The 16,526-nt window shown below is 52.2% G+C and carries 7 protein-coding genes; 2 read left to right on the top strand and 5 right to left on the bottom strand.

Annotated features, from left to right (window positions below; genetic code table 11):
* Window positions 1-62 precede the first annotated feature (62 nt).
* A complete protein-coding gene (locus tag NR177_RS11080) occupies window positions 63-1,025 on the top strand; it encodes a chemotaxis protein (protein ID WP_013024807.1) in 963 nt (320 codons plus the stop codon).
* 295 nt (window positions 1,026-1,320) lie between these two features.
* On the opposite strand, the gene NR177_RS11075 is transcribed toward NR177_RS11080, so the two are convergent.
* From NR177_RS11075 to NR177_RS11065, 3 genes are all read right to left on the bottom strand, one after another.
* Window positions 1,321-1,494: a cold-shock protein gene (locus NR177_RS11075; RefSeq protein ID WP_306278021.1), complete on the bottom strand. Its 174-nt coding sequence runs from the start codon at window positions 1,492-1,494 to the stop codon at window positions 1,321-1,323.
* A 3-nt stretch (window positions 1,495-1,497) separates the two neighbouring features.
* Window positions 1,498-1,710 carry an RNA chaperone/antiterminator CspA gene (gene cspA / locus NR177_RS11070; protein WP_009091867.1) on the bottom strand — a complete coding sequence of 71 codons (213 nt, stop codon included), beginning with the start codon at window positions 1,708-1,710 and terminating at the stop codon, window positions 1,498-1,500.
* 278 nt (window positions 1,711-1,988) lie between these two features.
* Window positions 1,989-2,771 carry an NAD(P)H-dependent oxidoreductase gene (locus tag NR177_RS11065; protein WP_256852908.1) on the bottom strand — a complete coding sequence of 261 codons (783 nt, stop codon included), beginning with the start codon at window positions 2,769-2,771 and terminating at the stop codon, window positions 1,989-1,991.
* A gap of 102 nt (window positions 2,772-2,873) precedes the next feature.
* On the opposite strand from NR177_RS11065, the gene NR177_RS11060 reads away from it, so the two are divergent.
* Window positions 2,874-3,755 carry a LysR family transcriptional regulator gene (locus NR177_RS11060; RefSeq protein WP_256852907.1) on the top strand — a complete coding sequence of 294 codons (882 nt, stop codon included), beginning with the start codon at window positions 2,874-2,876 and terminating at the stop codon, window positions 3,753-3,755.
* Between the two features lie 233 nt (window positions 3,756-3,988).
* On the opposite strand, the gene NR177_RS11055 is transcribed toward NR177_RS11060, so the two are convergent.
* Window positions 3,989-4,420 carry a hypothetical protein gene (locus tag NR177_RS11055; protein WP_256852906.1) on the bottom strand — a complete coding sequence of 144 codons (432 nt, stop codon included), beginning with the start codon at window positions 4,418-4,420 and terminating at the stop codon, window positions 3,989-3,991.
* A 1-nt stretch (window position 4,421) separates the two neighbouring features.
* Window positions 4,422-16,523: a hemagglutinin repeat-containing protein gene (locus NR177_RS11050; protein WP_256852905.1), complete on the bottom strand. Its 12,102-nt coding sequence runs from the start codon at window positions 16,521-16,523 to the stop codon at window positions 4,422-4,424.
* Between the last annotated feature and the right edge of the window lie 3 nt (window positions 16,524-16,526).

Genomic DNA, 16,526 nt, shown 5'->3' with positions numbered 1-16,526 from the left:
CACTTGCTGCCGATAACTTCATCACACCCCTTTTCACCTGCTGCGCTGATGCTGAGGCAACAATGGATAATTTTCAGAAAGAGATCGACGAGAGAGCGAATCTCGCGCTATCGAACAAATTTGAGCTGCTGCTGTTTCGCCTGGGCTCTGACCAGTTAAAAGGTAAATCAGAGCTGTTTGGTATCAACGTATTTAAATTGCGTGAAATTGTACCGATGCCGCCGATTACCAAAGCAGCAGGCATGCGTTCACCGTTGCTCGGCATGGCCAGCATTCGTGGGCAATTTATTCCGGTGATTGATTTACCTGCCGTAGCAGGCTGTGTTCCAGAAACGGGGCTGAACCTGCTGCTGGTGACTGAGTACGCGCGTAACACCCAGGCGTTTGCCGTTGAGTCAGTAGAAAACATCGTGCGCCTTAACTGGAGCCAGGTGCATACGGCGGAAGCCGGGATCGGTGGTCGTAATATCACCAGTATCGCCTGCCTTGATGACGATGAACAAAAAAGCAATCTGGCTATGGTGCTGGATGTTGAGCAAATTCTGTATGACATCATCCCCTCGGTGCGCGGCGTTGAGCCTGAAGCGCCTAAAGAGCGTCAGTTCAAAATGAAGCCGGGTTCAGTGGCGATTGTGGCAGAAGATTCTAAAGTTGCCCGTCAGTTGCTGGAGCAGGGCCTGAAGAGCATGGGCATTCCTGCCATCATGTGTAATACCGGCCTTGAAGCATGGGAAAAAATTAAAGAGATGCACCAGCAGGCTCAGGCGCAGGGTGAATCCATCCATGACAAGATTGCGTTGGTGTTAACCGATCTGGAAATGCCGGAGATGGACGGCTTTACGCTGACACGTAACATCAAGCGCGATACGACACTGCGCCATATTCCGGTGGTGATTCACTCATCACTTTCTGGCAGCGCGAACGAAGATCACGTGCGCAAAGTGGGTGCCGATGGCTATGTCGCTAAGTTTGAACTGAATGAGCTGTCTGACGTGATTTTTAAAGCAATGGAAGCCGCGAGCTAAGACGTAACGGGCAGCTTACCCCTGCCCAGTGAGGCTTGATATCCACCACTTGAGAATATAAATATGCATAGTGAAGCGCTACCCGTTGCTCGTAAGCCCTTGTTTCGCGGGCGTGCACGTCAGTTGAGTTGGATTGCGGCTGTTGTTTTTTGTCTGCTGTTTTGGGGCGGCGTTCTTGCCCTGATGGTTTAGTAAATAGCAGCGGGAAAGGGGTCAGAAGGGAAATAAAAAAGGCTGCCAATGGCAGCCTCTTATTACGGTAAATGCAACAACGCTATAGAGCTCTTTAGCCTTTTCAGAGTGCCTGTGGCTGACTCTGAGCTGCAATCCTGGTCGTTTTGATTTGAACAACGATCGTTTTGCAAAAAATGCATTTCGCTCCATGCGGGTTGGCTCTTGTCACATCGAAATGTGATTTTCTGTACTGCGAGCCACTACAGTGAGGACATTTAAAACTCGTAATTTTCAGTCCTTAGAGACCAACAACGTTCGCAGCAGCTGGGCCTTTGGCACCATTTTCTACTGTAAACTCAACTTGTTGACCTTCATCTAATGAACGGAAATCTGTGCCCTGGATTGCAGAGAAATGTACGAATACATCTTTGCTGCCGTCCTGAGGAGAGATGAAACCGAAGCCTTTCTCTGCGTTGAACCATTTAACGGTACCGCGGATTTTGTTAGACATGTTTAATTCCTTAATAATAGAGCCTTCCGGCGTAATGGCCTGAGAACAGATTTTAATCAGAACGTAAGAGAAGACTCAAAAAGAAGGAATGTCTCGCGACAGGCTTAGAGATGAGAACTGCTTTGGTTACTTACTTTGATAGTGTCTGTTAATCAAACCGACGATTCATTAGGTCATATCCTGCTGATGCATGCAAGGCTTATTTTGAAAAAAATGAAGGCGGGCCAGACGAGCCCCACGTGCGGGAATCTGACCCAATCGTCTGTTACTGTCTGCTGTTACTGTTTGCGGAGATGAACCTGGTGCCCCTGTTCACCGGCGGCGAGATCGTCACGCAAAGTCAGAGACGGTATCGTGTAATCGCCGTCGTTTTGCCGATAATAGGCAACAGGTTCGGTCACAAACAGATTATCCAGCCGCTCGCCCAGCTCTGCACACAGTGCTGCAAAGCGCGCGCTGTCGGTGCGGCCGGTGCGATAAAGCGTAAAAGGCGGCAGGACGTCAAAACCGGGATAAAACAAGATGCCGTGCTGAATAGGGAACAGGATGTCATCAATATGGCCGTTGATGCCGCGTGGGCTGTAGTGGGACTCCCATCCGCCCATCGTGACAACCAGCATCGCACGCTTCCCTGCCAGCGTACCTTCGCCATAGCGGTCGCCCCAATGCGTATCTGAGTGCTCCCCCACGCCATAGGCAAAGCCGCAGGCGTAAACACGATCGATCCAGCCTTTCATGATTGCCGGCATGGAAAACCACCAGAGCGGAAACTGTAAAATTACCGCATCGGCCCACAACAGTTTTTCCTGTTCCTGCACAATATCTTCACTCTGGAAGCCGCCTTCAAAAGCCTGGGTGGATTCAAAAGAGGGATCAAACCGTTCAGCATTCTGGCGATGCTGCGTATCAGCGGGCGATACGCGCGCCTCCCAGTTCATGGCATAGAGATCGGAAACGCGCACCTGATGACCCAACTGCTCCAGGCGGCTGACGGAGAAACGCGCCAGCGCGCCGTTAAGAGAATGAGGTTCAGGATGGGCCACAACGATTAACACATTCATAAAATCACCTGCTTTAATGGGAATCTGAGATGTAGCCTGCCTTTGAATGTGCTATCAGTAAAAGTAAATGAATGGATATTCACTATAGGCAAGACTGATACCATGAAACCCGATCTCAACCTGTTAATGACCCTGAATGTGCTGTTACAGGAAAACAGCGTGAGCCGGACCGCGCAGCGGCTTAATCTTTCTCAGCCTTCTGTCAGTGCACGGCTTGAGCGCCTGCGTGAGTGGTTTAACGATCCCCTGCTGATTCCGGTATCTCAAGGCATGCGCCCCACCGCGCGCGCCGAGGCGTTACGCCTTTCGCTGGCGCAACTGAGCGGCATGATCGCTGAGGTGGTTGCTGCGCCAGGCCCGTTTATCCCCGCCGACGCCGTTCAGGAGTGGCGCGTAGCGGCCACGGATTACGGTGCCCAGACGGCACTGGTTCCCCTGATGGCTGCATTACGTCAGGACGCACCTGGCACCCGGCTTGCCATTCTGGATATGAAACCCGCGTTGATCGCGCAGCAGTTGGAAAAAGGCACGGTCGATCTGGTGCTTCATTTGCGTGACGGCGTGCCAGACGGGCTGCATATCCGCCCGCTATTTCACGAGCGCTACGTGGTGGCAGGACGTCACGGTCATCCCGCCCTGCATCCTGATATCACCGCCGAAGCGCTCTGCGCGTTGGAGCATGTGATAGTTTCGCCAGACGGCGGCGGCTTTCGCGGGGTGACGGATAAGGTGCTGGAAGCCAGAGGGTTGAGCCGGAAAGTGGTGCTCTCTGTGCCCCACTTTTTGCTGATGGGCAGCGTGCTGAGCACCAGCGATTTGGTGGCGTTGATGCCGGAGAGAGTGGCGGCGATGATGCCGGGATTGATGACCGTGTTACCGCCGATGGCGATTCCGGGCTTTGAGCTGGTGATGCTGTGGCATGAGCGATCGCACCGGGATTTGGGGCATAGGTGGTTGAGGGAGCGGGTGGTGGGGAGGTTTTGAAAGCATGTCTTTATAATGAGGAGTTTCGGCGTTCATGCTGAATCCAGATGGTATTCAACATTTAACGTGAACGTGGTTTTTGCCATTTTTGCTATAAGCTGTTTTAAGAGTCTGATAAGAATAGTTATTTATAAATTATCAGGAATGTTCATGTCACCACTAATGAGCATTCCTGGGCGTTTTTAAAGTGAAAGTAGAGGTTAAAATCCTATCTCGCATCATATATCTAACAATCAAACTTTTCTTTTTTCAATTCTTGGCTCGCTATACCACTCTGATTTTTCGTATGCTTCAAGCCAGTCCATCCTCCCTTCAAGCATAGAAGGAAAGTGGTTTTTTAATGCATTTGAAAAATAACTAAGACTTTTTAAATTTCTTATATAAACGAAACTCCCTTTAATAGAAACAATATTATACTCAACAACTCTATCATCATCAGTTATGTATGTCGCAATAAAATTTCTCACATAATAACTCAAAACATGTGAATGTGATTTAATTAGGCAGAAATTAATTTCAACGGTCTCCCTCCACATTATAAATTCAATTTGATAAGAGTCATTCACTAAGAAAATGGTATCATCCCCACTAGACTTAACATCAAAATCATACGTTTTAATAATCGAATCAAAAATATTATAAAATGGTAATAGATAGTCATTCATTTTATTTACCTTTAATCATTTGCATTGTTTTACTATCGAAAATATACCCATTATCAATCAAATAGTTATACTCCCTACCATAACCTGTCATTTCCATCTGTTGAGTATTCTCATTCATTCGATACAAATTATCTTTTACTGGCTTTGTTGCAAGTAAGATCGGATCATTTCTTGATATTGCATTATCTAGCCATGGCTTATTGTATTCGTTCCAGAACTGGGTTGGATTTTTATATAAATCATCAGGTGTATTCAATAAATTAAACCCACCTTTCCTGGAACCAAAATCTGTTGATTTCGGCAATCCTAGCTCGTCGATAATTGCTTTGGTATCATCTTTGAATGTACCTAATACCGTTGTCGTTTTATCAGGATCTGCTGTTAACTTAAGTCCAGAGGTAGTCTGCCGCTCTAGCCGTACAGGAATATTTTTTACGGGTTCGCTAGGGCTTGTTGTAAAGTCTGGCTTAGGTAAACTCATTGCGCCTAAGCCGGCATACGCAATATTGCTTAATCCATCAGCTCCAGTCTTGAGTAATGCAGCTTGTAACCAGCCACACTTTCCGGCGCACTGGTCAATGATATCAGCATACCATTTAGCCGAATTCTCATAAGCGCTTCCCGCCATAATATCCTGCAGGCGTAGTTGAGTATATGCTTTATCATCCAGCTCGATTTTTGAACGTATATCTGCAACACATGATGCATCACCAGCATCCCAGCAGGATTTAAGTTTTTGAACGTTCTCTGCCGACTCCTTGGCCATGTCTTTGCGAACATTATGCTCACAATCCGCATCTCCATTGCATGCTTTAAATTTTTCAACATACTCCAGCGGGTGCCCTTTGCTCAGAAAGTTGTTCTCCACCTCAGTCCGCGCCGCCGAGCCACCGCTTCCTGCTCCAATGCCGCCGCCCACAGCACCGCCCACTCCAGCACCTGCCAGCGTAGTGATATTGGCAATGAGCTGTTTTTCATCGGCGGTAAGGAGAGCAGCCTGTTTACCGAAAAACAGCTTGCTGAGCGCATCGTTGGTGCCCAGAGCAGCGGCTGTGAATCCACCCGCCGCTGCGCCAGCCACGCTACCGCCCTGAGCCCTGGCGATAAGACCGGAGGCCAGCGTATGAAGCAGGATGCGCATGGCATCATTGTCACCAGAAGCCTGCTTGACCATCTGGGCAAGCAGCGGTGCCGCTCCGGCGGCGACTGCACCGCTGGCATTGCCACCTGCCAGCGCTGAGAATACGCCGCTGATTGCCTGAGCGGCAATCTGCATTTTAGAACCTATGCCATATTTTTCTTCAGTTTGCTCGTCGAGTTTGTTGAGCAGTTGACTCTTTTCTTGTGGCGTCAGCTTGTTAAAAGCAGGGTTATCCTTCAGCTTGTCGCGTTGCTCTTCCTTTTCTTTATCTTTTAAATAATCGAACGTCTGCTGAATAGTCTGCTGGCCCAGCGCCGTCATCTCGCGCTGCACAGCAAGATTATCCTGCACCTTCTGTGCATCAAAGTGATCACTCAGGGCACCCGCTGCTGAATCCGTATCCCGGCTCAGCGTTGCCAGATCCTGTTTCTGAGAAGCAGGCTCGCGAATATCAATCGTGCCTGCTGACACCGCACTATGTGTTACCGAATCCGCACCTGCTTTTACCTGCGTAAGGCCTGCCGAAGGCATACCGGTTGTGCCGACACTCACCCCATAACCACTACCACCGCTCTTCGCCTGATTATCAATATCACTCCAGCCCAACGTACCGGTGCTGAGATGATTTTTATCAGGTGTCGCTGAAGAGGCAATTACCGCACCGTCCAGTTGCGTATGCTGACCAACATAAACATCGTAGCCGCCATTACCGGCTTTGATGCCGCTCTGCTGCTGTACAGAAGCAAAGTTGTTGTTAACCTTCCCTCCACTGGCATTGGCACTGCCCTGAACAGGGACACCAGCACAGATTGGCGGAACACAGATGCTGGCATTGAAGCCCGATGCGCTTTCGTGACTATCATAGGTAGAACGATCCTGCTGACTCGCAATGTTCAGATCGCGTCCGGCGTTTAGCTCAACATGATTGCCCTTCAGACTGGCACCATTAAGCGTGACGTCCTGGCCAGCCTTAACCGATAAATCTCCCCTGGCAGTAACGTCACTATTATGGTGGGTAACGCTGCTGCCATTAGAATTCGCGCTGTTCTGGCTTGCCGCTAATTCAATGGAGAAACCATTCTGACTGCCTCCCAGCCCAAAACCGACACCGACGCCATAGTGATTGCCGCCACTGGACGACTGTTGGCTTGTTTGATCCTGAGCTGCACTTAGAGCAATATCTTTGCCTGCCGTTAATGCAACATTATCACCGCTGATTTTAGCGCCCTTACCGGTGATATTTTCTGCTGCCGTTAACGTCGTATCGCCCTGAGACTTCAATACTGAGCCACTCTGAACTGCACTGCTTTGCTCAACAGACTGGTGGCTGGTACCCGCCGTAGCACTGACTGAGACTTTTACCGCAGCCGTGTTTTGTGTCGCGGCGGATAAAGCCGTTAACGCAGCCTGGGCGGCATAAATAGCCTGCAAGCGAGGATCGCTGTTGTTCTTGTGTGCATCAGCAACTTTGTCTGCCGCCTGAGCAATACTCACCGCATAGCCTGACACCTGGGCCGTTACGCCATATTGCGCAGATTTGCTGTTGCTGCTGGCCCGGTTGCTGTCCTCAGAGGGGTTCAGATTAATATTCTTACCATCAACGTTTAATGCATTACCCGCATAAACGTCCGCTCCCTGAAGACTGACATCCTTACCGGCCGAGATTGATACATTCCCCTGCTCGCTAACCACACCACTGCGAAGGTTGCTCTGCTGCGTTCCCGTCTGGGCTTTATTCCACGCCGTACTGCCCCAGCCTATGGTTCCGCTATAGCCATCCCCACCCAGCGATCCGATTAAGGTGCTGCCACCATGCGCAGAAATATCCTGCTTATCTTCACCTGTCGCCAGGTTTACGTTGCCCTGTTTTGCCGTCAGCGCAACTGACTGCTTACCGGTCACCGTTGAACCGGACACAGTGATATCCCCTTTATCGCTGTCAATGCTGACCGTATTGCCGGTTACCGACGAGGTATGCTGCGTGAGATAGCTGGCATTATTGTTCTGCTGTTCACGTGCAATACCCACAGGCGATGCTGGAGAGCCGTTATTCGGAGAGTTGCCTGCCATACGTGCAAAACCAGCAGGCGATGCGCCAGTCGTCAGGCTCAAATTTTTGCTGCTGATGTCGCTGGTAACAGACTGACTGTCCTGAGACGTTACAATATCGACATTATTGCTGGCTTTTAGCCCGACTTTATTACCGGCAGCGACCGAGCTGCCTTGCAGCAGGATGTTGCCATCAGGTCCATTCCCTTTCGCATTCAGTAACACGTTGCCTGAAGCGCTCATTGAACTGCCGCTTTGGTAAATACTGTTACTCTGCTGGTCAGCTTTTGAAGAAGAGCGGTTATAGGACAGGCTTAATCCCGGGCTATCCAGCATTGAGGCACCAAGTTCATTACCTACGGCTTTAGCTTGCTGATAGGTCGAACTGTTTTGATGCATGGCATCACGCAGATTACGTACAGTGTCCAGCGGCGTTCCACTGAGACTCAGACCAAAACCTGAACTTTTACTCTCCTGATGCGTACTTTCAGATATACGGTCTTGCCCCGCCATTAGAGCAATATTCTTCGCAGTGACCGTGATATCACCGTTGCTGCCCCCTGCGACAACATCACTGCCTTTAACCAGCGCGTTGTTACCTGCTGTCACGGTGACAGCACCATCGGCAGCCCCGATCAGGCTACGTGCATCACTCTGAGTAACTTTCGCACCTTTATACTCGCTTTTGGCGGATTGTTTACCGTAACTAATCCCCAATCCTGAGCTGCCAAAACCACTTTTCTTCTCTTCTTTCAGACGATAAGTGGATTGCGTATCCGTAGCCGCCAGAACGTTGACATCATTACCGGCATTCAGCTCAACGCCTTTCTGTCCGGCAACAGAAGAGCCCTGAACGGTAAGATTATTACCCGCAGTGATGGTGACTCTATCGCCACTTAGCTGCGTTGATTTTTCGTTAGTGGCCTTGTCTTCCTCGATGGTGTGCGTGGTCTTTTTACTCAGGAAGCCTTTTTTAGTTTTGGTTTCTTCTTTGTAGTAATAATCGCTTTCGGTCGCGGTATTCAGGTTAACGTCGCGCCCGGCCTGGAGGGCGATATCCTGCTTTGCCGTCACATCGGTTGCTTCGGTATTGATATCGCGACCGGCTGCCAGAGTAGTACTGCCGCCGCTGGCGATCTCGGTGCCCTGCTGACGCACGGTTTCACTGATAACAGTTTTCTTGTCGCCTCTCTCGCTGTAACCGGAACCGGTGGCGTCGGCATTCAGGTTGATATCACGGCCCGCTTTCAGCGCGGCGTTGCCGGTAGCGGCGATGGCGGCGGCCTGACTGTTGATATCCTGACCTGCTGCCAGGCTGAGATTACCGCCGCTGCTGACAGAGGTGCGATCCAGACTGGTGGAATGGGATTCCTGGTTGCCACTTCTGCTGTTCTGGCTGTTGGTAGCACTGTTGAGGTTCAGATCATTGCCCGCTTGTAGCGAAGCATCATTTGCAGCGTTAAGGTTACTGGCGGTGACGTTCAGATCGTGACCAGATTGAACCGACAGATTGTGACCTGCTGAAATCTGGCTGGCGGTATTAGTGACTTTTTGATTACCGCTATTTTGGAACGCAAGTCCTGACGTAACCTGATTATTCGTTATGGCAATGTCATGCCAGGCGTTTATTAACAGATCGCCACCCGCGCTAAGGTTGGCACCTTTGACATTGATGTCGTTGCCGGCTTTAAGGCTCAGGCTATCCAGCGATGTGATAGTCGCGGTAGGGCCAACGAAAGTCTGTTTTGCAGATCCGGTATTTTGTTTGCCTGCTGAACCATTAATTTGCCACAAGGTTGTAACAGTGGTGTTGTTAATGTCGCCATTGATACTTTCGAGCGCAACCTTTTTACCGCTAATGTTTGCACTGACGTTATTGATATTATTTATCGCGGTCAGCTGCAGATTTTCGCCCGCATAAAGCATGCCTGCATTCAGGTTATTCACGCTGTTCTGACTACTAACCGTCAGGTTATTTTTTGCGGTAACAGTACTGCCGCTGTTGGTAATATCACCGCCGGAAAGCGTCACGTTATTCCCTGCAATTACGCTGCCGTCATGCATTTCCACATCTTTGGATGATAAATAGACTTTCGGCACCATCACCGTCTCACCATTTATCGTTGTGGCTTCCCACCAGACCATACTTTTATCAAGTGAGGCCACCTGCTGAGCAGATAAAGAAACCCCAAACTGCAATCCCAGCGCGCGCTGTGCAGAGGCTGCGTTATCCATGAGATAGCGCATCTGATCCAGTTCAGAACCAATGCCATTTAGATAACGGCTGCCGGTCTGGTTTAACACCACATTACTGACATAACGCGTATCAAAGGCCGCATCACCAAGAAAACGGTAATCATAGTTTGGCTTGAGGTTCAGACGATCAAGCAGGTAAGACGACCCCAGGAATGTGGTTTTATCGGTATAAAGCTGACGGCTTTCCTGCGGTGCCTGTCCCGGTTGTCTGCCAAGCAGCGCGTTAAGATCGCCAAACAGGCTGTTATCCAGTTGTCCCAGACCGTTAAGTTTCGGATTGAGAGTGATTAAATAGGGACTTTTACTGTTACCAAAAACAAAATAGCCATTATCGCCAGACGGAATCGGATAGGCATTGGTGTCCACACTGGCTGGCTTATAACTGCGTAGATTTGCTGTGCTGACTGAAGGATCGGAAATGAGTCTACCTGACTGACTTAAATCGGCACGACCAAAGCTATCCGATGCATGAGTAACAAGCGAGGCCTTATCAGGTGCGCTGCTATCCAGTGAACTATTACCATTGACCTGCTGCAAGGCACCCTGAAGCTGATCGCGCCACTGAGGAGAGTTAACTGTTACCTTGTCGGTTCCGGCGATCTGCTGACGCTGTTGCGCACCTGCCTGATTAAGTGATGCCAGCCCTCTAAGGCCCGGTGTTGATATCGTATTACCAGACCAGCCTGCGTTTGAGGTTGTATTGGTGTTGCTGATATTACTGCTAAAATTCGCAATAACATTACCGCCAGCCTGGATAACTGACCTTAAAGGTGCTCCGGTCGTTACTGTTTCATATTCTGGCGTACCTGAATATATATAATTAACATTGCTAGAACTTAAATTCCCTCTATAACTAGAGTCTGATCCTACATATGAAGGCGAATAAAAATCTAACTCTTTAGGGTTTTTTATAGTCAGATCTGCATAAATAGTGTTGGGAGCAAGGCTAAAACTTCGGTATTCACTGGTGGTGGAACTCAACCATGAAGAATTATTTAAAGAACCACCTGATAATTGTGCATTACCCCCACTAATGATATTACTTGCAATATTCTCAAGAGTTATCGCGCTAACTCTTATATCTTTCCTAGCTTGTATAAGACTAGCACTTCCGTTAGCAGTAGCAGTAACAACTTCCTGCTCAACTAGATAGCGCTTATAACGAGCTTTAACTGTTGGTGCCAGATAATAAATTTCATATGTTCCTGGGCCATTTGCAGAATTTGATCCTCCTTGTTCTTTTGAGTAAATACCTAACTCCCCATTAACGAGAGAGAGTTGAGAAAGAGGAATGTTAAAAGATCCCTTCTCAGCACCAGAAGGAAGGCCTGGTCCTTTAATTGTGGAAGAACTGGTTGATAACCCATCCCGCGTATTCAACAAATGCCCGGTATTGATATTAATATCCCCACCCTGCGTCTCAATCGTCCCAGAGGTGTTGATCACTTCCCCGTTGGCATTGCCCGCGCCATCGCGCTGCATCCACAGGCTGTTGCCCGCCAGAATATCGCCGCGCTGGTTACGGATGCTGTTAGCAAATAAATAGAGATTCTGCCCGGCGTAAAGCAGTGCCGTGTTGACCAGGCTGCCTGGCGTGCTGATGGTCAGGTTACCGAGCGTGCCGGTAAAACCGTCCAGGGTGACATCGCTGCGGCTGTTCAGTGTGACGTTGCCGCCGCCCTGCAGCGTGCCAGCACCGTTCATGGCAATACGGTTGCCTGTCAGGCTGCTGTCAGCGCCGCCGGTGGTGATCTGGCCGTTGTTGGTGAGGTCGCCGCCCGCATTGAGCGTCACGCCCTGGCCCTGCATTGTACTCTGGTTTTCCAGCGAGCCGTTGCTGTTAAGCGTCAGCCGGTTGCCCGCCGCCAGCGTGTTATGACTGACGAAGCTGTTCGCCAGATTCAGCACCGCATCGCCCAGCGCCACAACCTGACCGAACTGATCAAAACCGTTACTCACCAGCGTCAAACCGCCGCCGCTGAACAGCCGTCCCGAACCGGCCAGGTTAACCTGTGCGGCATTCACATTCAGTTGTCCGGTGCCAAGTACGGTGCCGCTGTTACTGAGGTTCTGATAGTTAACGGCCAGGTTGCCGCCCTGCGCCATGCCCTGGTTCTGGAAATAGGTGCCGTTCAGGGTGCCCTGTTGATCGGCAAGCAGCGTGCCGTTATTGGTTAAGCCGGACGCGTTCAGCGTGAGCTGTCCGGCCTGCAGCCAGCCATTATTCACCAGTTGCGGTGTGGTAAAGGTCAGCGCGCCGCCAGCCAGTAATCTGCCGTTGTTGGTCGCAGAGTTGGTGGCATTTACGGTGCCGCTGGCCCCCTGAATGAGACCATAGTTATAGAGATCCGGCGTGGTCAGCGTTAGCGCGTTCTGAGAAACAAGGGTGCCATTTGCGGCGTTGGTGAGATGCCCGGCGGCGCTGAGCAGCAGGTTATTGTCACCCTGCAGGCGGCCCGCGTTATCTAACGCACCTGTGTTAATCTGAAGATCGCTCCCCTGAATACGGCCCAGATTATTCAGCGAGGCCGACTGCAGGCTGATTTTTCCGGCACTGAGCAGGTTCTTATCCTGCTGCTGTGTCAGCGCGCCGTTGAGCTGCACGCTAAGGCTGTCCGCGCCGGTAATTTCCCCGTTATTGTTTAGCGTGTCGCCTTTCAGGGTGAGGTTTTTAGCCACCCATTGACCCTGATTCGCCAGCGTCAGCGCCTGTAAGGCTGCTGTGCCGTTGGCAGAGATCTTGCTGCCTGCGGCGGCATCCAGCCTGTCGCTCAGGGTAAGTTGCAGGCCATCGGCACTTTGAATCGCTCCACCGTTGGCCAGTTTTGCCGCATTCAGCAGGATCTGTTGCCCCTGCCACGATCCGTTGTTGGTGACGTTATCGGCCGTAATCGTTAACGCGCCCTGCGTGAGAAGCTGTCCTCCCGCGTTATTCACAAGTTCACGCGTCGGCGCGCTCTGCGCCAGCAACATTCTGAAACGCTGGGGGGCCGGTCCAAGCGTCAGGGATTTCAGACCGATAAGGTTGCCCTGGTTGGTCACGCTGGCGGGAGTAACCGACAGCGTATCACCCTGAATGGCGCCGCTGTTGTTCAGCGAACCGCCGCTAAGCGTCATGGCTTTTTCGGCGAGGACAGAGCCGGTATTCACCAGATGTTGCGCACTGAGTTGCGCACTGCCCTGACTGAGGAGTGATCCCCCGTTATTAAGATCGTTATCAATCGCGGCGGTGAGATCGCCGGAGCTCAGCAGCGATCCCTGGTTTTGCCAGCTGCCGGCAGTGATCTGGGCATTACCGCCCTGCAGGGTGCCGGCCGTGCTTAATGTTGCCGCGCCCAGCCGCAGATCGCCGCCACTTAACACTCTGCCGGTTGAAGACTGGCTGAGATCGCCGGTGCTGAGTGCATCCAGGGAGGTGGTGCCCTGCCACAGGCCGCTGTTGCTGAGCGACCCGGCACGCAGCGTCAGGCCGCTTGCCATGATTTTGCCGCTGTTAAGCAGGCTGCCGGCATTCAGGCTGGCGTTACCGCCCGTAATCAGGTTGCCGCTGTTATCCAGCAGCCCGGTGGTTTGCCCGTCCAGGGTGCCGGTGCCGTTAACGGTGCCGGTGTTTTTTAAGGTACCGAAGCGGTAACTGAGCTGGCTGCCCTGCCAGGTTCCTGCGTTGCGGGCGTCCGTACCCTGTAACGTCAGCGCGCCACCGGTAATCAGTTGGCCGCTCGCAAGGTTATCCAGCTGACGGAACCCTGCCGTCAGCGCATTATCGCCCTGTAACAGCCCCTGGTTTTGTAATGTATCGCCCGTTATCTGTAATTGCTGCCCTGCAACGATACCGGCATTAGTCAGTGACTGCGCCTGTACCTGCGCCAGCTGACGCGCCAGCAGTTTGCCGTTTACGCCATTATTCAGCGTGCCGGTCAGCGCGGTATTCAACGCGTCCGCATTCACCTGGCCGTTGTTCGTAAAATCATCGCCGTTGATGCTGAAGGTGCCAGCCACCTGTAACAACCCATCATTCACCAACTGGACAGGTGTCAGGCTCAGTCCGCTGCCGCTGACAAGCCGACCGTTCGCCAGGTTAGCCATCTGATCACTGGTGATAGCCAGGGCACTGTTGCCCTGTAGCAGACCAGCATTACTGAGCAGCGGTGCCTGAACCGTTAACTGATCGGCAGCAAGCGTGCCCGCATTGGTTACTTTGCCAGCCTGCAGGTTCAGTGCCTGCTGGGCTGTCAGGGTGCCACCGTTGTTAAGCTCCCCGGCCACAGAGGCGGTGATATTTTTTGTGGCCTGCGCACTACCGCTGTTTTGCCAGCGTTGGGCAGTGACAGCAAGATTATCGCCCTGCAGCTGTCCCTGGTTATCCAGAGAGGATGCCGTAATGTCAGCATTACCCGCCGTCTGCAACTGCCCTGCGGCCTGATTGCTCAGGCTGCTGCCCTTCAGCGTCAGCGCCGTGTCGCCCTGAATCAGGCCGCTGTTGATCAAATCCCCCTGGAAGGCCAGCACTTTTGCCACCAGCCAGCCGCTGTTATCGGTTGTATCACCCTGCAGCGTGACGCTTTGCTGACCCAGTATCTTTCCGCTGTTGGTGAGGGTTTTCGCCTTCAGCGAGGCATCGCCTGCGCTGAGCGTATTGCCGCTGTTTTGCCAGTTGCCCGCCGTCAGAGCCAGTTTATCTGCCTGAATTAATCCCGCGTTATTCAGGTCGTTGCCGTTAAGCGTCAGCTGCCCTGAGGTCAGAAGCTCGCCGCCCTCGCGGTTATTCATGGTGTCCACATTCAGGTTCAGGCTGCTGGCGCCCTGAATTCTGCCTGCGTTATTTAACGTAGCGGCCGTGAGTTCAGACTGATTCGCGGCAATCTGCCCGCCGTTAGTAAGCTGGTCGTTTGTCAGTTGCAGTGAGCCTGTCGCCAGCAGTTTGCCATCTGTGAGGTTGGTCAGTTGACCGTTGTCAGAATGAAGCGTGCTGGCGTTGATTTCGCCATCGTTGACAAGACTGTTGCCGCTCAGGTGCAGTGCACCCTCCGTGCTCAGCAGCCCGCTGTTGCTGAAGTCAGGCAGGTTGAGTACCAAATCCCCGGCCGTCGCAATACTGCCCTTTTTTAAGTTAGTCAGATGCTGGCTTAATAACGTCAGATTCTGCGTACCCTGCAACAGACCGCTGTTGGTGATAGCGTCGCTGTTGAGGACCAACTGTGGAGCCGTCAGCGAGCCGCTGTTATTCAGCGTCATCGTCTCCAGCGCGAGTGCATCAGCGCCCTGCACCGTACCGCTGTTAGTTAATTCTTCACTTTTCAGCCGGATTCTGTTGCCCTGCAAGGCACCCTGATTCTTAACCTTGTTGCCGATCGCGGACAGTTGCCCCTTTGCTGACAACGATCCTGTGTTCGCGGCTGTGAATGCATTCAGGGAAAGGTTGTTACCTGCTGTCAGTTGCCCGGCATTATCAAACTGACCGGCCGGGTCCAGGCTTAAGCCGCCGGTGAAGTCTGGCTGCGCGTTGAACGAGATGTTATTTGTGGCATTGAGCGCACTGCCGCTGTCCAGCGACAGGCTGGTCGCGGCAAGGTTGATGCTGTCACCAGCCATTATCTTGCCGCCGCTGACTTGCAGGCGATTGCCGCCCTGCAATGAAACGGCACCATCGCTTCCCAGGCTCCCGTTATTCAGACTGATACCGTTTTGTGCGGTTATCGTCGCCGGGCCAGACGCTTTGTGTTCGCCGCTCAGCTCAACGCTTTGCGCACTGGCGGTTAACGCCCCGCTGCTGAGGCTGTTATGCATCGCCAGTTTCCCGTTCGCGTCCAGGGTGATATCGCCCTGTCTGGCCAGTAAGTTACCCAGATTGACGCCAACGCCTTTTTCGCTCGACACCAGATGAATGCGGTTGGCGTACATGCCGCCAAGCGCACTGGTATCAACCGCCACGCCGGGTGCAGGGCCTTCTCCGCTGATGGGCGTTACCGACCCATCCTGTCCAACGCGGTTTGCTCCCAGCGTCACGGTGAGATCTTTGGCGTGGATACCGGCATTAATTTCCGTTGCGCGCGCCACAATCGACACGGCATCGGCTTTACTGCCGTCCAGTCCCTGGCCCTCAATGGTAATGGTGCCTTTACTGACCTCCAGCGCGGCCAGATTGCCGTTGGCATCAAACTGCGGTTTACCGGTGGTCAGCGTCACGTTCGGCGTATTGATAAAGCCACAGCCGTTACAGGTAATGCCGTAGGGGTTAGCCACCATGACATTGGCGGCTTTACCGGCCACTTCGGTATAGCCCTGCAGCTGTGAACGATTAGCGCCCACCACTTCGTTGATAATGGCGCGCGCTTCCTGACCGGCTTTGAGGTTGGGGTTATTCTGGATCAGGCCGCCGAGCTGGGTCTGCGTGAGCTGGCCCGTGGCGTTATTGAGGATAAGCCCCTGTTGCCCGACGTTATATTGATCGTACTGGTTATGAGAAATGCCCGCCTGATTCGGCGTCGCAATATTGACCACAGGCACGCCATTGCCTGCCGTGTCCATCTTTGTCCCCGGCGTGACCGGTGTGATTTCTGCGGCCATTACTGGCAGCATCGGTTGCACCGCCACCAGATAGCAGATGAGATAGCTGAGCGCGCGACGGGCAAGGGAAACAGGCTGACGATCGTCCATAAT

It is taken from the genome of Pantoea sp. Fr+CA_20 (genome assembly GCF_024520835.1).
In the GTDB taxonomy this organism is placed as follows: Bacteria; Pseudomonadota; Gammaproteobacteria; order Enterobacterales; family Enterobacteriaceae; genus Pantoea; species Pantoea allii.
This window is presented reverse-complemented; position numbering and strand designations above follow the sequence as displayed.

Coding starts and splice junctions, on each gene's coding strand:
- NR177_RS11060 (WP_256852907.1), top strand. CDS start 2,874: ATGAAACCCGATCTCAACCTGTTAATGACCCTGAATGTGCTGTTACAG.
- cspA (WP_009091867.1), bottom strand. CDS start 1,710: ATGTCTAACAAAATCCGCGGTACCGTTAAATGGTTCAACGCAGAGAAA.
- NR177_RS11055 (WP_256852906.1), bottom strand. CDS start 4,420: ATGAATGACTATCTATTACCATTTTATAATATTTTTGATTCGATTATT.
- NR177_RS11080 (WP_013024807.1), top strand. CDS start 63: ATGGATAATTTTCAGAAAGAGATCGACGAGAGAGCGAATCTCGCGCTA.
- NR177_RS11050 (WP_256852905.1), bottom strand. CDS start 16,523: ATGGACGATCGTCAGCCTGTTTCCCTTGCCCGTCGCGCGCTCAGCTAT.
- NR177_RS11065 (WP_256852908.1), bottom strand. CDS start 2,771: ATGAATGTGTTAATCGTTGTGGCCCATCCTGAACCTCATTCTCTTAAC.